This is a genomic window from Hyalangium sp., from assembly GCF_045802625.1.
In the GTDB taxonomy this organism is placed as follows: Bacteria; Myxococcota; Myxococcia; order Myxococcales; family Myxococcaceae; genus Hyalangium.
Map to the genome: position 1 here is coordinate 1 of NZ_JBJMQP010000229.1, position 18,070 is coordinate 18,070.

16 protein-coding genes are annotated in these 18,070 nt (G+C 69.0%); 10 read left to right on the forward strand and 6 right to left on the reverse strand.

Features of this window, described 5'->3' with window-relative positions; all coding sequences use genetic code 11:
• A partial coding sequence (locus ACJ8AT_RS35890; protein ID WP_407742475.1) for a PhzF family phenazine biosynthesis protein occupies positions 1-251 on the reverse strand: 251 nt, incomplete at its 3' end.
• Here ACJ8AT_RS35890 and ACJ8AT_RS35895 point away from each other — a divergent pair.
• The gene (locus tag ACJ8AT_RS35895) at positions 250-1,650 is read left to right on the forward strand and encodes a PLP-dependent aminotransferase family protein (protein ID WP_407742476.1); all 1,401 of its coding nucleotides are present in this window, start codon (positions 250-252) and stop codon (positions 1,648-1,650) included. The two genes, ACJ8AT_RS35890 and ACJ8AT_RS35895, sit on opposite strands and share 2 nt — an antisense overlap.
• A 55-nt stretch (positions 1,651-1,705) precedes the next feature.
• On the opposite strand, the gene ACJ8AT_RS35900 is transcribed toward ACJ8AT_RS35895, so the two are convergent.
• Together ACJ8AT_RS35900 and aspS are read right to left on the reverse strand one after the other, a co-directional pair.
• On the reverse strand, positions 1,706-2,491 hold the full coding sequence (locus ACJ8AT_RS35900) for a hypothetical protein (protein ID WP_407742477.1): 786 nt from the start codon (positions 2,489-2,491) through the stop codon (positions 1,706-1,708).
• A gap of 131 nt (positions 2,492-2,622) precedes the next feature.
• Entirely contained in the window at positions 2,623-4,446 is a 1,824-nt protein-coding gene (gene aspS / locus ACJ8AT_RS35905) for an aspartate--tRNA ligase (RefSeq protein ID WP_407742478.1), read from the reverse strand.
• Between the two features lie 64 nt (positions 4,447-4,510).
• Here aspS and ACJ8AT_RS35910 point away from each other — a divergent pair, with 64 nt between their 5' ends.
• The 4 genes from ACJ8AT_RS35910 to ACJ8AT_RS35925 all read left to right on the forward strand — a co-directional run bounded on the left by ACJ8AT_RS35910 (position 4,511) and on the right by ACJ8AT_RS35925 (position 8,080).
• Positions 4,511-5,590, forward strand: coding sequence for a hypothetical protein (locus tag ACJ8AT_RS35910; RefSeq protein WP_407742479.1), 1,080 nt, complete (start codon positions 4,511-4,513; stop codon positions 5,588-5,590).
• 32 nt (positions 5,591-5,622) lie between these two features.
• Entirely contained in the window at positions 5,623-6,891 is a 1,269-nt protein-coding gene (locus ACJ8AT_RS35915) for a hypothetical protein (protein WP_407742480.1), read from the forward strand.
• A gap of 11 nt (positions 6,892-6,902) precedes the next feature.
• On the forward strand, positions 6,903-7,649 hold the full coding sequence (locus tag ACJ8AT_RS35920; protein ID WP_407742481.1) for a hypothetical protein: 747 nt from the start codon (positions 6,903-6,905) through the stop codon (positions 7,647-7,649).
• Between the two features lie 209 nt (positions 7,650-7,858).
• Positions 7,859-8,080, forward strand: coding sequence for a YHS domain-containing protein (locus ACJ8AT_RS35925; RefSeq protein WP_407742512.1), 222 nt, complete (start codon positions 7,859-7,861; stop codon positions 8,078-8,080).
• Between the two features lie 4 nt (positions 8,081-8,084).
• Here the strand turns inward: ACJ8AT_RS35925 and ACJ8AT_RS35930 are convergent, their stop codons facing one another.
• Positions 8,085-8,906: an alpha/beta fold hydrolase gene (locus ACJ8AT_RS35930; RefSeq protein ID WP_407742482.1), complete on the reverse strand. Its 822-nt coding sequence runs from the start codon at positions 8,904-8,906 to the stop codon at positions 8,085-8,087.
• 270 nt (positions 8,907-9,176) lie between these two features.
• Here ACJ8AT_RS35930 and ACJ8AT_RS35935 point away from each other — a divergent pair, with 270 nt between their 5' ends.
• Entirely contained in the window at positions 9,177-10,124 is a 948-nt protein-coding gene (locus ACJ8AT_RS35935; RefSeq protein WP_407742483.1) for a threonine/serine dehydratase, read from the forward strand.
• Between the two features lie 38 nt (positions 10,125-10,162).
• On the opposite strand, the gene recJ is transcribed toward ACJ8AT_RS35935, so the two are convergent.
• Entirely contained in the window at positions 10,163-11,875 is a 1,713-nt protein-coding gene (gene recJ, locus ACJ8AT_RS35940; protein ID WP_407742484.1) for a single-stranded-DNA-specific exonuclease RecJ, read from the reverse strand.
• 227 nt (positions 11,876-12,102) lie between these two features.
• Between recJ and ACJ8AT_RS35945 the strand changes: the two genes are divergently transcribed.
• The 4 genes from ACJ8AT_RS35945 to ACJ8AT_RS35960 all read left to right on the forward strand — a co-directional run bounded on the left by ACJ8AT_RS35945 (position 12,103) and on the right by ACJ8AT_RS35960 (position 15,403).
• Positions 12,103-12,678: an outer membrane beta-barrel protein gene (locus tag ACJ8AT_RS35945; RefSeq protein WP_407742485.1), complete on the forward strand. Its 576-nt coding sequence runs from the start codon at positions 12,103-12,105 to the stop codon at positions 12,676-12,678.
• A gap of 201 nt (positions 12,679-12,879) precedes the next feature.
• Positions 12,880-13,575, forward strand: coding sequence for a LysM peptidoglycan-binding domain-containing protein (locus ACJ8AT_RS35950; protein ID WP_407742486.1), 696 nt, complete (start codon positions 12,880-12,882; stop codon positions 13,573-13,575).
• A gap of 119 nt (positions 13,576-13,694) precedes the next feature.
• Positions 13,695-14,609 carry an MYXO-CTERM-anchored inactivated metalloprotease gene (locus tag ACJ8AT_RS35955; protein WP_407742487.1) on the forward strand — a complete coding sequence of 305 codons (915 nt, stop codon included), beginning with the start codon at positions 13,695-13,697 and terminating at the stop codon, positions 14,607-14,609.
• An 11-nt stretch (positions 14,610-14,620) separates the two neighbouring features.
• Positions 14,621-15,403, forward strand: a complete 783-nt coding sequence (locus ACJ8AT_RS35960; protein ID WP_407742488.1) for an AAC(3) family N-acetyltransferase — start codon at positions 14,621-14,623, stop codon at positions 15,401-15,403.
• Positions 15,404-15,452: 49 nt separating this feature from the next.
• Here the strand turns inward: ACJ8AT_RS35960 and ACJ8AT_RS35965 are convergent, their stop codons facing one another.
• Complete coding sequence (locus ACJ8AT_RS35965) at positions 15,453-18,008, reverse strand: DUF5916 domain-containing protein (RefSeq protein WP_407742489.1); 2,556 nt, start codon at positions 18,006-18,008, stop codon at positions 15,453-15,455.
• Positions 18,009-18,070: the final 62 nt, after the last annotated feature.

An 18,070-nucleotide genomic window follows, 5' to 3' on the forward strand; every position in this document is an offset into this window, starting at 1 on the left:
ACCGCCGCGGCGATCCGCTGCATGGCCCCCGTGTCCAGGCCCGCGGCGTCCAGCACCACCCCCGCGCGGTTGCCGGCTCCAGGGGTCCGGGTAAAGGCATCGACGATCGAGACCTGCATGACGTGCTCCTTCCAAGGCTCAGGCAGGGCTCGGGCGCCCCGCCCAGATTGTCTCCACACAATCCAAAGATTCGACGGTGACAATAAATGAATTGCGGACAATCCGGCGTCAATTGTATTAATTGTCACCATGACAAACTGGACACCGGAGCTCCAGGGTCGGGACGGACCGCTCTACCGAGCCATCGCGGATGCGCTGGCGGTGGACATTGAAGAGGGGCGGTTGGCTCCGGGCACTCGGCTGCCCACGCACCGCGAGCTGGCCGAGCGGGTTGGAGTGACGGTGGGCACCGTCACTCGCGCCTACGCCGAGGCCGAGCGCCGAGGGCTCATCGGAGGCGAGGTGGGCCGAGGCACCTACGTGCGCCACCGCGAGGCGCCGCGCCACCTGCCCTCCCTGGCTGTCGAGCCCACGGATGACACGCTGATCGAGCTGGGCCTCAACTGGCCCGCGCCCCCCGAGGGAGATCCCGCCACCCAGGCGCTGCGAGGGACACTGGAGGCGCTCCAGCGCTCGGCGGAGCTCTCGGAGATGCTCGCGTACCAGCCCCACGCGGGGTTGCTGTCCCACCGCGAGGCGGGGGCGGCGTGGATCTCCCGGTTCGGGCACACGGTGCAGCCGGATCAGGTGGTGGTGTGCTCGGGCGGGCAGCACGCGATGGAGGTGGCGCTCCAGGCCCTCACGCGCCCCGGCGACACCGTGCTCACCGAGTCCCTCACCTACCCAGGCATGAAGGTGCTCGCCAGCCAGCACCACCTGCGGCTCCAAGGCGTGGCCATGGACGCGCAAGGGCTGGTCCCCGAGGCGCTGGAGGCGGCCTGCCGCGGCGGCGCGAAGCTCCTCTACTGCCTGCCCAACCTGCAGAACCCCACCGGCTCGGTGATGCCGCCCGAGCGGCGCGAGCGCATCGCCGCCATCGTGCGCGCGCAGGGGCTCACGCTCCTGGAGGATGACGCGTACGGGCTGCTGCTGGAGGACCGTCCCCCACCGCTGAGCTCGCTCGTGCCCGAGTCCAGCTACTTCATCGCGGGCGTCTCCAAGCTGCTCGCGCCCGGGCTGCGCATCGGCTACCTGGCGGCGCCTCGGCGAGGCGCGGAGCAGCTCGCGCAGAGCGCGGGCCTGGCCACGCGAATGACTCCACCGCTGACGGCGGAGATCTGCGCGCGGTGGATCCACGACGGCACCGGAGACGCGCTCGTGTCCCGCCGGCGCCAGGAGGCGCAAGCGCGGCTGGCCCTGGCGCGCGAGGTGCTCGGGGAGGCGGCGCTCCGAGGAGCGCACGGCCCCACCTACCACCTGTGGATGGAGCTGCCGGCGCCCTGGCGAAGCGAGGCCTTCAGCGCCCAGGCCCGGCGGCACGGAGTCTCCGTCACGCCGTCCGAGGTGTTCGCGGTGGGCCCCGCCGTGGCGCCCGGAGCGGTGCGCGTCTGCCTGGGGGCGCCTCGAACCCAGGCCCTGCTCGGCAAGGGGCTCCAGCGCCTGCGAGACACGCTCGCGGGCGGACCGGCGCCCCTGGCCACCATCGTCTGAGCCCGCTTCGCACGAACCTGTCCGACTGTCAGACAGGTTTGGCCAGACTCCGCGGTCAGGCCGGGCTGTCTCCGACGCGGCGCAGCCCTTCGGCCAGCCCCCTCACGATGGCGATGTACTGCACGACGATCTCATCGAGGCGCGTGCGGCGCTCGGCCAGATCCGGAACGTGCTGTCCCTCGAGCGCCTCCAAGCCCAGGTGCAAGGAGCGGCGGAGCTTCATGAACAGATCCGTCATGCTGGCATCGCTCACCACCTCCTTCGAGGTCACCTCGCGTGTGGAGACGATGGTGTGCCGGGTGTTCCGGAGATCATTGCCCATCACCCGCCACGTGCCCAGGCCATGCACCTCGACGAGGCGCCCATCCACCAGCAGGTAGGAGCCCTTGCTGGTGAACACCCCCGAGTCCCCATCCTGGGCATCGGTGAAGGCGCCCAGGTAGTTGGTCGCCCCATCCAACTGGAACGCAGGCAGGTCGAGCCAATCGGTCTGCCGGTAGCGCGCGGGAAGCGAGCCGCTGAGCGACTCGAGCTCGGCCTGGTTCTCGCTCGGCTCCGATTCGGTGAAGGCCGCGCGGATGGGCTTGGCCACGAGCTTGATCTCGGGCAGGACGATGGCGCACGCCTCTTCGAGGATCGCGGCCTCTTCCTGCAACCGGGCCTCATGCTGCTCGTAGAGCTCAAGGGTGGGATCAGGCGCTGCCGGATCAAACTCCTTGCTGAGGACGCTCGCATCCTTCAGCAACTGATCTATCTCGAGCGGGGTCTCGCCCCCCTGCTCGTCGACCGCCTTGCGCTCGGCTTCCTTCGCCTCGGGACTCTTCTGTTCGTCGTTGGCCACGTGAGGAGCCTATCGCGGGGGCCCGCTGATGGGGATCCTCCTCTCTCATCCCTGGGCGCCGGATCGTCGAGGCGGTGCCAGCAGCCCCCGAGTCGGAAGAGCGCTGGCACCGCGGGGCCTCGTACAGAGGCTTACTTCTGCGGCGCCTGAGGCAGCACGGCGCGGACGTGGATCTCCTTGAGCTGCCGCTCGTCCACCTCGCCCGGTGCGCCCGTCATCTGATCCGTGCCCGTCTTCGTCTTCGGGAAGGGGATCACATCGCGCAGGGACTCGGCGCCGGTGAGCAGGAACGCCAGCCGGTCCATGCCCAGGGCGATGCCACCGTGCGGCGGCGCGCCGAACTTGAGCGCGTCCAGCAGGAAGCCGAACTTCGTCCGAGCCTCCTCGTCGCTGATGCCCAGCGCGCGGAACACCTCGGCCTGGACCTTCGGATCATGCAGGCGGATGGAGCCGCCGCCGATCTCGAAGCCGTTGAGCACCACGTCGTAGCGGTGGCACTTCACGCGGCCCGGATCCGTCTGCAGGTACTGCACGTCCTCGTCGTGCGGCCGGGTGAAGGCGTGGTGCGCCGCCACCCACGTCTTGCTGTCCTCGTCGTACTCGAACAGCGGCGGGTTCACCACCCACAGGAACTTCCACTGGCCGCCGCTGCCGTACTCGGGGATCAGGCCCAGCTTCTTGGCCACGTGCACGCGCAGGTTCGCCATCACCGTGTGCACCAGCGACTCGCGGCCGAACTGGAAGAGGATCAGATCGCCCGTCTTCGCGCCCACCGCCTGGTTGATGGCCTGCCGCAGCGCGGGGCTGATGGTTTTCGCCAGCGGGGACTGCGTCCACTCACCGCCCTCGCCCACCTTGGCGCGCGCAAGGCCCCGGGCGCCCGCCTGCTTGGCGAACTCCTCCAGCTTGTCGGACTCGGCGCGGCTGAGCGCCTTCTCCGCCGGGATCACCATCGCCTTGACGAGGCCCTTGTGCTGCACCGCCTCGTACATGAGCGGCACGCCGCCGCCCTCGCCGTGCTCGCGGATGAGGTCCGTCAGCACCGTGTGCTCCAGCCCGAAGCGCAGGTCCGGCTTGTCGTTGCCGTACTTGGCCATGGACTCATCGAAGTTCATCCGCATGAACGGCGTGGGCACGTCGATGTCGAGGATCTCCTTCCACAGCCGCTTGATCAGCCCCTCGATGATGGTGAAGACGTCGTCCTGGGTGACGAAGCTCATCTCCACGTCGATCTGGGTGAACTCCGGCTGCCGGTCCAGGCGCAGATCCTCGTCCCGGAAGCACTTGACGATCTGGAAGTAGCGCTCGAAGCCCGCCACCATGAACAGCTGCTTGTAGAGCTGCGGGCTCTCGGCCAGGGCGTAGAACTTGCCCGGGTTGAGGCGGCTGGGCACCAGGAAGTTGCGCGCGCCGCCGGGCGTGTACTTGCCCATGAACGGCGTCTCCAGCTCCAGAAACCCGTTCTGCACCATGTGCGAGCGGGTGATGGAGTTCATCCGCGAGCGGGTGATCAGCGACTGCTGCAGCGGCCGGCGGCGCAGGTCCAGGTAGCGGTACGCCAGGCGCTTCTCCTCGCTCGTCTCGATGTTATCCTCGATGAGGAACGGCGTGGGCTCGGAGCGGTTGAAGATGGTGAGCGCGTCCGCCTTCACCTCGATCTCGCCCGTCTTCATCTTCGCGTTCACGTTCTTGCCGCGAGAGACAACCTTGCCCCGGATGCCGATGCAGTACTCCAGCCGCAGGTGCCCGGCCAGCTCGTGGGCTTCCTTGGCATCCGGCTCGAAGACGACCTGGGTGAGCCCCTCGCGATCCCTCAAGTCGATGAAGACCGCGCCGCCGTGGTCGCGCCGGTTCTGCACCCAGCCAAAGAGGACCACCTCCTGGCCGACATTCTGCTGGGTGAGTTGGCCACAGCTGTGGGTACGCTTGACCTCGGTAATGAACGGGACCGCCATGACACCGCCTGCGCTGTTGAGCGTTTCGAGAAGAAGGGGCGGCACATTACGGAGCGTGGAAACGATGCGTCAAGGAATCCGGAGAGGTGGCTGTCCGCTCCCGCCCTGGGGGCTCTGCCTGCTCGTGGCGCTGGGCGCCGTGTCCGCACCGGCCGCCACCCTGACCACCGAGCTGAGCGCCAGCCAGGACTCCCGCCTCCTGACGCTGCTGGGAGATGCGGAGCTGCGAGAGAACGAGACGTTCCTCACCTTCGGCTACAGCGGCCTGCGCCCCCAGTCCGGCACCGCCACCACCCACCAGCTCTCCGTGGGCTTGGATCAGGCCCTCAACGAGCACTGGCTCCTCTCGGGCTCCGTGCAGGTGGGCCTGCCCAATACGACTCGCACCCTGCTGGCCCAGGAGCGGCCCCGGCTCGAGCTGCCCGCCTTGTCCGCGCACACCTCCTCCAGCAGCCAGGGGCTCGTCCTCTCGGCGGGTTATGACTCGGGCGGGCTGTCGGAGGTGGAGTACGGCTTCGACGTGGGCCTGGGCCTCACCCGCTACCCCTTGAAGCGCGCGCTCGTCACCCACACCGCCGACACCGAGCCCACCATCATCTTCCGCCAGCAGGAGCGACTCGGAGTGCTGCGGCCCTCACTGGGAGCCCGGCTGACGCTGGGGGGAGACTGGGAGCTGGGCCTGCGAGGCGGGCTCTACCTCTACAGCGAGGATCCCCTGAGCGCCGGCCAGTTCACCGAGGAGGAGCAGCAGACGCTGACCGAGCGCTATACCCGGGTGGCCGAGGATCGCGGGCTGCAGAGCGCCTTCCTGAAGCGGCTGTACCAGCAGCTCGGCACCACGGTGGCCACCCGGCTGACGGACGTGAACGCCACCTCGGGCCTGCCCAGCGCCCCGGCCCAGTTCGACGTGAAGCCCTCGGTCACCTACCGCTTCAGCGCCAAGGTGCGAGGGCAGCTCTCCTACCTCTTCACCCGCTACGTGCCGGGCCAGGGCCACGGCCACGTGCTGGGCACCCGGTGGACGGTGCGCCTGGGCGAGCCGCTCCGGATGTGGGCCGCAGTGGCCGTGCAGGCGGACGTGCCCGAGGCCACCTCCCCCGTCTACACCGGGCTCGCCACGCTTGGGGCGGAGTACACCTTCTGAATGTCCCGGCGGACGTAGTAAAACCCCGGGTCATGCATCGAACAGTCCTTATCGCCGCGCTCGTCCTGCTGGCCTCGTGCGAGCCGCCGACACAAAACCCGGTGAAGATCCGGGCCCTGGTGCTCTCCGGCAACGGGAGCTTCGTGACGCAAGAGGTGACGCTCACCACCCTGGACGATCCGTTCCGCATGGAGGGCTCGGTCGCGAAGATCATTGGCGGGGCCCGCATCGTCTCGGACTCGCAGGATCCGGAGCTGCTGGCGGCCACCACGGAGGAGCAGGTCGCCAACGCGATGATCAAGTCCGCGGGCCGCCCCGTCACCGCCAGCTACATCGAGAAGGATGGGGTGCTGTGGCCGGCGGACTTCCACACCTGGAACATCGTCACCGCCTACTACAACTTCGAGCAGGCCTACACGTACTTCAACACGGTGGGCAACATCCCCAGCACGGACTTCGGCGGCCCGGCCACCGTCTACTACTTCCCCGAGTTCGTGCTGAAGGACACCAGCCCCGAGCCCCTCCAGGACAACGCGCTGTTCTTCGCGCCCACCCAGTCCTTCATGGTGGTGCCGTTCAATGAGCTGCAGAAGGCGCCGCTGGCCATCAACTCCGGCATCATGTCCCACGAGTACTCGCACCGGGTCTTCAACAAGAAGGTGTACGACGGGAGCCGGCTGCCCTTCCCGATCGTCGTGTGGGGCAGCGGGAGCGCCAGCCCCGGCGCCAACCTGATCAAGGCCCTGGACGAGGGGCTGGCGGATCTGCACGGCTACGGCGTCACCTGCCACACCGCCACCGGGTGCGATCCGCGCTTCCTGCGCACCTCCTTCGACGACAAGCTGAGCAACGATCGCGATCTGTCGAAGACGGACCGGTGCATGGACATCTTCCTGCGCGATCAGCTCAACAACGCCCCCCTGGCCCAGTTCTCCGGGCAGGGGCTGGAGTACAAGCTGGGCTCCATCCTGGCCAGCGCCCTCTACCAGGCGGGCGAGGGCACCGGGCAGCGGGACGTGCTGCTGCGCGCCATCGTCGCCTCCTACTCGGACGAGACGGCCAACAACCCGGGCCTCAAGCAGCTCATCACCCTCAGCCAGAATGATCAGACGAACTTCAACCTCGTCTCCGTGTCCTCGGTGATCATCAACCACATCACCGACAAGCCGCTGAAGACGGCGGTGTGCAACGAGATCATCGATCACCTCCAGGTCCCCGCCGCCCAGCTGGTGGGCCCTGGCCTGCCCTGCCCCGCCGCCGCGCAGGGCGGCACCACCTGCCCCCGGCTCCCCGAGCAATGAGGACTCACACCTTGCATCCCCGCCTTCTGCCCCTGCTGCTCGGGGCGCTCGCCTTCGCCGCTCCCGCGCTCGCCCAGGCTCAGGACGACGCGCCCATTGCCTACCCGGATGACGACACGCAGGAGGACGCGCCCCGGAAGCTGCCCCGCCGCAGCGAGGATCCCACCGCGGACTATGATCGGATGAAGGATCAGTCCGAGGCCGAGGGCGACTTCGAGCACCTGGCCAACTCGGACGATCCCAACAAGGGCTTCGCCGGCGAGCTCGTCCTGGGCACCATGCTGCTGGACAGCTCGCGCGGCCGGTTCGCCGATCCGACGTTCAGCGCCGGCGTGCGCTTCACCTGGGAGTACGGCCGCATCCTCGACAAGGAGCCGCTGCGCGAGACGCTCTGGGCGGACGTGCGCTGGATGACCGCGGGCGCCAGCGATGGCACGCAGCTCATCAACGATCACTTCCGCGTCCACTACCTCAGCATCGCTCCGGCGTACGAGTTCGTCTTCGGCGAGGCGAAGACCTTTGGCCTCTTCGGGCAGATCGGCGGCGGCTTCGCCTACCAGAGCACCTCGCTCAACATTGGCGACCAGGTGACGCCCATTACGGGCTTGAAGCCGCTGCTCCAGTACGGCGTGGGCTTCCGGGGCCGGCCCCGGCTCTCGGAGAAGCTGTGCCTGTCCTTCCGCTTGGAGCTGATGCGCTTCCGCCGCGGTTATCTGGACGACACCTTCCTGGGCGGCAGCCTCGGCACGGCCTTCTGAGGCCGCTCACGTCTTCTTGGAAGTTGGCACCGAGGCGGAAACTTTTTCCGCCTCGGGGTGGCGCGCCCGCCTCCCTGCCTGCCCGAAATCCCCCGCGATTCCTGCACCTGGGTGCGTCGAGCCTCTGGCATGCGGCGTGCTTAGCTTGGGCGTGGGTTGGGACGGATGCGCCTCACGAGGCCACTGTCCAAGGCGGGGAGGCGAGCATGATGAAGGGAGTCCAAGGCCGTCATCTGGATCCGGTGTGTGGCCGGCACCTGGAGGAGCCGGAGGGGCAACCGTCGACGGAGTACAAGAAGCGCCGGTACTTCTTCTGCTCGGAGCGGTGCCGCAGCGCCTTCGAGAAGCAGGCGGAGCGCTTCCGGCTGAACGAGCTGGCACGGGCCGGCGCGCTGCTGTCTCCCGGCCGCGTGCGCTGGGGCATCTCCTGAGCGGCTACCGGCACCGGGCCGCGAAGCGAGCCAGCTCCTGATCAAAGCGCGGCGCCTCCTCCCAGAAGAGCGAGTGCGCCGCCTCCGGGTAGAAGGACAGCTCCGCGTGCTTCACCAGCGAGCTGATGCGGCGGCTGTTCTCGGGCAGCACCAGCCGGTCCGCGAGCCCATGCGAGACGAGCACGGGGGCCTTCAGGGCGCTCAGCACGTCATCGCCCTCCTCCACGCGCAGGCCGACGCCCCCACGCACGTGGAGCGGCACGGCCTTGTTGTAGCCCAGCACCTCGGCCCTCAGCGCGGGAGCCGGGGGCTGGCGGAAGAGCAGGGCCACGAAGGCCTCCTGCGCCTGCTGCGTCTCCTCCGGCTCCGGTGAGAGCAGGCCCGGGATGATCCGCAGGAAGTCCGGCCCGAAGTCCGCGAAGAACTCGGGCTTGCCCAGCCGGGTGAGCGCGCTCACGAAGTGCACCCCGGCCACGTTCTCCTGGCCGTAGTGGCGCAGGTAGTCGGTGACGACCACGCCCCCGTAGGACCAGCCCACGATCAAGGGGCGCTTCAGCCCCAGCGTGGTGATCACGGCGTGCAGATCATCGGCCCACAGCCGGCCCTCGGCGTACCCGTCCTCGGGCTTGGCGGAGCGCCCATGCCCGCGCAGATCCAGCGCCACCAGGTGGAAGTCCTCGGCCAGCGGCCCCTGTAGCTGTTTCTGCCACGCCTGGTGGGACTGACAGAAGCCGTGGACGAAGAGCAGCGCGGGGCCTTGGGGATTGCCAGCCTCGGCTACGCACAATTCCAGTCCACCGCCCCCCTGGATCGTGTGCAGTCTCACGGGGCGGACAAAGGAAGCGTCTGGCATGCTCATGAAGTCGTGAAGTCCTCTCTGGCGATAGTGGCCAGGGCTCCCTGGAAGCTCCAGGTACCCTCAGTGCGAGAGCTGATCCTACAGGGGCCGGGGCGATTGCGATCCATCCCCCGCGGTTGCATCCACGTTCCCAGGACACGCCGGGCCTGCCCGGCCCGGTCTTCCCGAGCCCATCGCACAGGACTTTGCCAGCTCCGCCGCAAGAGATAGACAGGCGGCTCTCCCTCCGAGCGAGCCGTGACTCTTCCGATCTCCCGCGATGACATCCGCGCCGCCCACGAGCGCATCCGCCCTCACATCCGCCGCACGCCCGTCTGGACGCTGCCGCCTGGAGCCTTCGGGCATGACGGCCCGGTGAGCCTGAAGCTCGAGTTCCTCCAGCACGCGGGCACGTTCAAGCCCCGAGGGGCCTTCAATACCCTGCTGACGCAGCCGGTGCCCCAGGCGGGCGTCGCCGCGGCCTCGGGAGGCAATCACGGCGCGGCGGTCGCCTATGCCGCGAGACAGCTCGGCATCCCGGCCCGCATCTTCGTGCCGGAGATCTCCAGCCCCGCGAAGGTGGAGATCATCCGCCGGCTGGGCGCCGAGGTCGTCATCGGCGGCCAGCGCTACGCCGACGCGCTCAGCGCCTGCAACGCGCACGTCACCCAGACGGGCGCGCTGTCCATCCACGCCTATGACTCGGGGCCCACCATCCAGGGCCAGGGCACCGTGGCGCTCGAGTGGGAGGAGGATGGCCCCGGGCTCGACACGGTGCTCGTGGCCGTGGGCGGAGGCGGGCTGATCGCCGGCATCGCGAGCTGGTGGGCCGGGCGCGGCGTCAAGATCGTCGGAGTCGAGCCCGAAGGCTCGCGGGCCTTGCACGCATCATTGGAGGCAGGGCGCCCGGTGGACGTGACGGTGGAGTCCGTCGCGGCGGACTCGCTCGGCGCGCGCAACACCGGAGAGCTCGTCCTCTCCATCGCCCGGGCCGCCGTGGACCATGTCGCGCTGGTCACCGATGCCGCCATCCGCGAAGCCCAGCGCACGCTCTGGCGAGACTGGCGCATCGCCTCCGAGCCCGGGGGGGCGGCGGCGCTCGCAGCGCTGCTCTCGAAGGCCTACCGGCCCCAGCCGGGCGAGCGGGTCGGAGTCCTCCTCTGCGGAGCCAACGTGGAGCTGAGCAAGCTCGCCGAGCTCTTCTGATCAGGGACCAGCTCTACCTCACGCGCTGAGGCCACCCCTCAGGCCGCGGTGCGCAGATCCTTGAGCCGCAGGGACACGCGGCGCTGGCCGCGGAAGGTGTCCACGCCCACCTGGAAGGCCAGATCCACGGGGCCTTCCACCAAGGTGAGCCGGTCCGCCATGCCGAAGCCGATGGCATCCACCTGGGGAGCGTCCACCAGGGCGAGCTTGAGGTGAGCCGAGCCATAGCCCGTCTTCGGCGTCACCACGCGCGGGCGAGCCATCTGCCGGCGCAGCACCAGCACCGGCTCCGGGTTGCCCTGGCCGAAGGGCCCCAGCTTCTGCAAGGCCTCCACGGCGCTCTCGTCCAAGTCCCGAGGCGTCACCACCGCATCCACCTTGCAGCGGGGGATCATGTCCTCGGGCGTGAGGCGCTGGGCGGCGATGCGCTCGAAGGCCTCGCGGAAGGCGGGCAGCTTGCCGGCCTCGATGGTGAGCCCGGCGGCGTACTTGTGCCCGCCGAAGCGCGCCAGCATGTCCGAGCACCCACTGAGCGCATCGAACAGGTGGAAGGCCTCGATGCTGCGCGCCGAGCCCTTCCCCACCCCATCATTCACGCCCACCATCACCGTGGGCCGGTGGAAGCGCTCCACCACGCGCGAGGCGACAATGCCGATCACTCCCGGGTGCCAGCCCTCCGCATAGAGCACGAAGCCCCGCGCGTCCTTGCGAGTCTCGGCCTGCTTGAGCGCCTCGGTGAGGATGGTGCTCTCGATGCCCTGGCGCTCGGCGTTGGCGCGATCCAGGAGCTGGGCCAGGCTCCGCGCCTCCTCGAGCGACTCGGAGGTCAGCATCTGAAGCCCGAGCGACGCGTCATGCAGACGGCCCGCGGCGTTCACGCGCGGCCCCAGGCGGAAGCCAATCTGCCCGGCCGTGATGGGAGCAGCCGCCTCCATGCCCGCCGCTTCCTTGAGCGCCCGGATACCCGGGCGGCGAGCGGCGGTGAGCTCCTGGACCCCATGGGCCACGAGGATGCGGTTGGCGCCGGTGAGGGGCACCACATCCGCCACGGTGGCCATGGCCACCAGATCCATGAGGGCGCGGAGGTTGGGCTCCTTGCGAGTGGCGAAGAAGCCATCGTCGCGCAGGCGCTTGCGCAGGCCCATGCAGAGGTTGAAGGCCACGCCCGCCGCACACAGCGTCTTGGTGGGGTACTCGCAGCCCGGCTGGTGCGGGTTGAGCACGGCCACCGCCGGAGGCAACGTGGCAGGTACGGTGTGGTGGTCCACGATCACCACGTCCACGCCCAAGTCCCGGGCGCGGGAAATCTCGGCGGTGGCCGTGATTCCGCAGTCCAAGGTGACCAGCACCTTGGTGCCCTCGGCGGCGAGCTTCTCGATGGCCTGGATGTTGAGGCCGTAGCCCTCGCCCAACCTGTGAGGGATGTAGGTTCCGGGGCGGGCGCCCAACTCCCGAAGGAAGAGGGTCATCAACGCGGTGGAGCACACCCCGTCCACATCGTAGTCGCCGTACAGGGTCATCTTCTCGCCCAGGCGCAGGGCGCGGGTGAGACGCTCGGTGGCGGCAGCCATGCCCTTCATGCGGAAGGGATCGGGCAGATCCGCGAGTTTGTCCGAGAGGAAGGCGTGGGCGGCTTCGGGAGTGCTGTAGCCGCGGTGCAGGAGGATGCGAGCAGGCAGCGGATGCAGGCCCAACTCCCCCGCGAGGGAGGCCGCCTGTTGATCAACCGTCTCGGGTAACACCCACCGCACCGAAGGCTCCTCTCCCGGGTAGGACCGCCCGACCCCGGGATTATACCTCTGAACAGGCATGACATTACCTGAATGGTCTGACTAGCAAAGGCCAACCCGCAGAATGACATTTCCCTTCCTGAACATGGGTTCAGGCAAGCGCTCGGCGCCCTGCTTGGGCGGGCGCGAACCCCAGACCGAGTGAGCAGGTTGAGCGCACACTCACCAACTGACTCAAGGAGGCTGGGATGAAGCGCAATGGACTTCGAGTGCTGGCGGTGGTGCTGGGGCTGGGGGTTGCAGGCACGGCACTGGCCATGGACGACCATCAGCGAGGAGGCGTGAAGGTGTTCGCCAGTGGCGGCGTGAGTGACTTCACCGGCGACGTGGGCCGGGACGTCAACGCGGGCCCGTCGTGGGGCCTGACGCTCAACCTGCAACCCACGCATATCCTCGGCTTCGAGCTGGGCTACGACGGCTCGCGCAATACCATCGACAACGGGGTGCTGCCGGATGCCTCGCTGACGCGCAACGGCGCCACGGGCCTGATCAAGCTGGCTCCGCCCTTCCTCGAGGTGGTGAAGCCCTTCGTGGGGGCGGGCCTGGGCGCCTCGTACGTGTCGGCGCGCGGGGCCCTGGGGACGTACAACTCGGACATGATGGAGGAGGTGCCGCTGGCCGCCGGCATCGAGTTCAACAAGGGCGCTGTAACCGCGGGCCTGCGCGCCACGTACCGGCTGCTGCTGGACGAGAACTTCTCGCCGCTGACGCGCGATGAGGGGGGACTCCTGGACGGCTCGCTCACGCTGGGCGGCCGGTTCTAGCGATCAACTTCCAGGATTTCTCTGAATTAGAGAATCATTAGAGGGGCCCTGCCAGGGCATCCCATCGGGGCCGGAAGCTGCTGAAATCTCAGCGGTTTCTGGCCCCGGTGCGTTCAGGCCCCTGCTGGCCGCAACTTCCGCCGCGTGGAGGAGACAATGTGTTCGTACTCCTTACTCTCTCAAACTTCGAGGCTGCCCCCCATGAGCTACTCCGTCAAGCGCGGCGACACCCTTTCCGGCATCGCGGCCCGCTACCACGTCTCCCTGTCGAAGCTGGAGTCGGCCAACAAGCAGATCAAGAACCCCAACCTCATCCTGGTGGGGCAGAAGATCAACATCCCCGGCAAGAGCGACACGTTCGAGCCTGGCAAGCCCGGCAAGCCCGGCAGCGGCAGCGGCAGCGGCTCGACCACGGGCACCGGCGGTAGCGGCTCGACCACGGGCACCGGCGGCACGAGCGCGGCCGGCAGCGGCAAGACCGGCGCGGCGGTGGATCTGGCCAAGTCGTACCTGGGCCGCTACGAGAGCGACCTGCAGGCCCACGGCGTCACCCAGCGCTGCCCGACCAACGAGTCCTGCGCCAACTTCGTGACCTCGATGCTGAACAAGACCGGCGCGATCAACTTCCGCACCCTGGGCGTGTCGGACCTGAACAACAAGCTGCGTGGGCAGGGCTGGCACCAAGTGAGCCTGAAGGACGCCAAGCCCGGCGACGTGTGGATCTGCAACGGCGCCCACGGCGAGTCCCACACCGAGATCGTGGCCAGCAACGTCAACGGCAAGGTGACGCTGATCGGCTCGAACAACCACCCGCGCCCGAACGACCAGCAGATCAACTACGACGCCTACTCGGCGAACATCTCGGGCTCGTTCATCCTCGCGCCCCCGGGCCGGTAGTCCGCAGCAGCTTCGAGCAGACCGGCGCCGCGCAGGGTCCCTTCGGGGGCTCGCGCGGCGTTCGTGTTTCCAGGGCCCGGAATGCCTCACGGGGAACCATCGCCTAGAGTGCGCAGGCCATGTCCCCGCACAGCCCCATCCTCCTGAGCCTCTTCGTCCTGTTCTTCGGCGTCTCCAGCGCCCACGCCCAAGCGTACGAGCGCGCACGCACGCATCAGCCGGACGGGCACGTCCTCTGCCGGAGCTCCAGGACCTTCACCTATTCCCTGGCCACCTCCGCGGACCACCCGACCGCCCAGGAGCGGGCCGCGATCACGGCCGCGTTCAACACCTGGCAACAGGCGGCGAGTACCTGCTCGGACCTCGTGTTCCAACAGGCCGCGGACGTGCCCAATGGGACGCCACTCCTCCACGACGAGAAGACCCTGGTGACCTTCCGCAAGGCGCAGTGCAGGGACGTCGTTCCCCCAGAAGATGCCTGCTGGAACGATGACTCCTGTGGCGACAAGTACGACTGTTGGGCGCGCGCCTCCTCGGACGTCGTCTTTGCCACGGTGACCTACCTGGAGACCAACGGCGCGATTGCCGATGCCAACATCGAGCTCAATGCCAGTCTCGGCACGCTCACCACGGCGGACGGCCCCCCCTGTGCGCGGGGGGTCGTCGCCCCCGGCTGTGTCGCCGGAGATGTCCAGAGTCTCGTGACGCGGTCCATCGGCGAGACGCTGGGGCTCGCGCTGGTACAGCGCACGGACTCCACCATGTCGCTCGCCCTGCCCTGGGGCGATACCCAGAAGCGCGTCATCGATCCTGGCACGCTCCAGGGGCTGTGCACGCTCTACCCGCGGGGGCAACCAACGCCGGAGTGCGAGGACAGTCACCTCCCGGATGCGGGAACGCCGGGAGACACGGAGCCCCCACCCTCCAACAAGTCTGGCTGCAGCGCCACCACCTCGGCGCCGCTGCTCGGGGCGCTGGTGCTCCTGCTGGGAGCTCGCCGCCGCCGGGGCTCTCCCTCCCGCGGCAACGCCTAGTGCCTCCTGGGATGACGACCCCCGCGCGGTTGGTGGAGCAGCTGCGAGCGCTCGGAGTCCGCCAGGGCGGGGTTCTGCTCGTCCACACGTCGTTCAAGGCTGTTCGCCCCGTCGAGGGAGGCCCCTTGGGGCTGATCGCCGCGCTGAGAGCCGCGGTTGGCCCTCGAGGCACGCTGGTGATGCCCACCATGACGGACGGCGAGACGGTGTTCGATCCCAGGTCCACGCCGACCGTCAGCATGGGGATCACCGCCGAGCTCTTCTGGCGGCAGCCCGGTGTCGTGCGGAGCACCCATCCGGGCGGCTCGTTCGCCGCCGAAGGGCCCCTGGCCGAAGAGCTCTGCCGCCCCCAGCCGCTCTCGCCGCCTCATGGTCTCGACAGCCCGGTGGGCCGCGTGTACGAGCGCGACGGTCAGGTGCTGCTGCTCGGGGTGACCCATAGCGAGGACACCACGCTGCACCTCGCCGAGTCGATCGCGCGGGTGCCGTACTCCGTCTCCCATCCGTGCGTGGTCAAGGCCGACGGGGTTGCGAGCACGGTGATGATCGCGGAGACGGACCACTGCTGCACGCGCTTCAACCTCGCGGACGACTGGCTGCGTGCGCGCGGCCTTCAGCGAATGGGTCCGGTGGGGAGCGCCACCGCGCGGCTGTGCAACGCTCGGGACGTCGTGGCCATCGCGGTGGAGCACCTCGCGGCAGACCCGCTCGTCTTCCTCTGCCCTCCGTCCGCGGGCTGCGAGGAGTGCGATCTGGCGCGTGCGAGCCTCCAGGCCGAGCGCGGGCCCGAATAGGCCAGCTCATGAGAAGCTCGCCCATCACCCGGACGATGCACGCTGCGGATCAGCCCCACCAGTAGGACCACTTCACCAGGAGCCCATCGGTGGCACGCCCCTGCAGCAGCCGCTGCGGCAGGAGCGTCATCCGTGCGCGCTCGCCATTCAGCGTGGGCAGCTCGGTCTGCTCGCGTGTGTAGACGAGGAAGAGCGCAGAGCCCAGGCTGTACTCCCAGCGCAGCACCACGTTGAGGTTGAGCGCGGAGGTGCGAAAGCTCGGGTCACCTGCCTCATAGGATGTGGGGATCAGCGCGCTCAGGCGAATAGGGGCCCCGGCTTCCTCCATTGCCGGGGGCGCCCAGAAGGGCCCATACCGCCCGAATGCGCTGAAGAACTGCGCGTACGCCTGGAGCGTCAGCTTGGGAGTGAGCACCAGCAGTTGGCGCAGGGTGAGCGAGAGGACGTACGCGTCCAGATCCCCAAAGATGGGCGACCGCGTGCCTGAGTCCTCCACCCACCGCGGGCCGTGCGGCGTGAAGTCCAGGCTGAGCGCCAGCAGGGTCTCCAGCCTCGCCTGCGGGCGCAGGGTGAAGTCCAGCGCGCCGCCGTAGCCCAGGCGCGCCCCCGAGAGCGCCGAGTGCCGCCTCAGGGAGAGGGAGCCGCTCACGGCCACCGCCCGCTTGGGATCCGTCCCCCCATAGGCCGTCAGGTTCCAGGCGTGGGTTCGCTGGAAGGGCACCCCCGCGCCGTCAAGCTCGCGCAGATCAAACTGCGGATCATCCACCCCGAGGCTGAGCCCCACGGAGTCAAAGGAGCGCAGCAACCCTTCCGCGAAGTAGGAGGCGCCGCGGCCTCGCTGCGTCCACCGCCCGTCCGTCGAGAGGCTCGCGTTGAGGTTCAGCCCCGTGGTGAAGCTGTGCCAGGGCCCCACTCCGTTCGGGCGCACGTACTTGAGGCTGAGCCGGGCGCCCTGGAGGTTCTGGTCCTGCTGGAAGCCGGCGGCGTTGAGGTCCAGCCTGGGCATCGAGTACTCGTAGCTGAAGTCGAAGCGGAACGGCTCTCCGCCCGGCTTGCCTGCGTACAGGTACCCCCCCGCCCCAATGTCTCCGCGGCGGAGCACGGTGCCGTCGCGCAGCGTGCGCTCGGGCGGGCCGCCCAGCACCTGGGACGCCGACAGCTGGCCGAGGAAGGCCCAGACGCGATCCGCCGATCCGAAGTCCCACTCCACCGCGCCCGCGTTGCCGCCGCGCGCGTCGCAGCGGGTGGGCCGGGCGCCGTCCCCCAGCACCGCCTCCTCGTCCGTGCACGGGCCAGAGAGCGGGAGCGCGGAGGTGAAGCGAGCGCCCACGGTGGACATCCCGGACACCCGCTTGCGCGCCGCCGCCACGAAGTAGTTCTCCGCCGCCGGCGCGAGCGCGGGCAGCTCGCGATCGAGTCCCACGTGCAGCGGACGCGGCAGGTGGAAGGAGAGCCGGCGGTCCGGGGAGTCCTCATTGGCCGCCGGGGAGGAGGCCCCCGTGACGAGCGCGTTCAAGAGGCCAACGTCGACGCCATCCACCACCTGTCCCGTCAGCTTCGCGGCCCCGAGGATGGGCGTGCCCAGCCCGATCCGCCGCGAGTAGAAGAGCATCTGCGGTGAGCGGCCGTTCTGCGCGCCCACGGGCTGGAACAGGTCCATCCCCTGCGTGAAGAAGGGCCGCTTCTCCGGGAAGAACGGCTCGGCGTTCGTGAGGTTGGCGATGATCTCATCGGCCTCCACCTGGCCGAAGTCCGGGTTGAGGGTGGCGTTGAGCTGGAGCCCGCTGTTGATCCCCGCCTTGAGATCCACCCCCACATCCCCGGAGGGATTCCACAGGCGCGGCCAGGGCCGAGCCGCGTCCGAGAACCGCGGCCGGCTCACCACGCGGGCGGCGGCGTAGGCCGTCAGCTCGGCATTCCTCCGAGGCTGCAAGGCCTTCAGGCCCGTGAGGTGGCCGAACCGCGAGACCACCCCCTGCGCTTCCCGAGGGATGAAGACCGTGAGCACGTCCTCATGCTTGCGGCTGATGTGGCGCTGCACGCTGATGCCCCAGGTCTGCACCGGAGCGGCGGGGAAGCGCAGGACGCTGAGCGGGATGAGCATCTCCAAGGACCAGCCATCCGCCCGCTCCGCCACCGCGGCATCCCACACGGCATCCCACTCGTCGGTGTACTTGTTGTCCGCGTAGAACAACGTGTCCAGCAGCACGCCGCCCGCGGTGACCTGGAAGGCGAAGGCGGTGAGGTGATCATGCGCCGAGTCGATCCCCACCAGCACGAAGTCCGAGTTGGGCGGCGGCTTGTCGCGGCGCCCCAGGGGGCGGGCGATCAGCTCCGGCTGCGAGTCGTGGCAGATGACGCCGACGTAGAGGTTCTGATCGTCGTAGAGGAACCGTAGCTCCGTGCGCTCGGTGGGCGCCGCGCCTTCATCCGGGAAGAGCTGGACGAAGGAGTCGAACAGCGGGGCGGCCTGCCAGCCCGGCTCGTCCAGCAGGCCATCCAGTTGGACCGGTGCGGGGGTGCGCTCAGCCTGAAGGAACTGGTTGATTCCAGGGCCCTCGATCGCGGCGAACACCGGCGCGCTGGCCATGAGGAGGGCTGTCACCACAAGCCCTCGGGAGACGCGAAATGCCCCCCCCTTGCGGCCCAAACCCTTGTTTCTCGCCG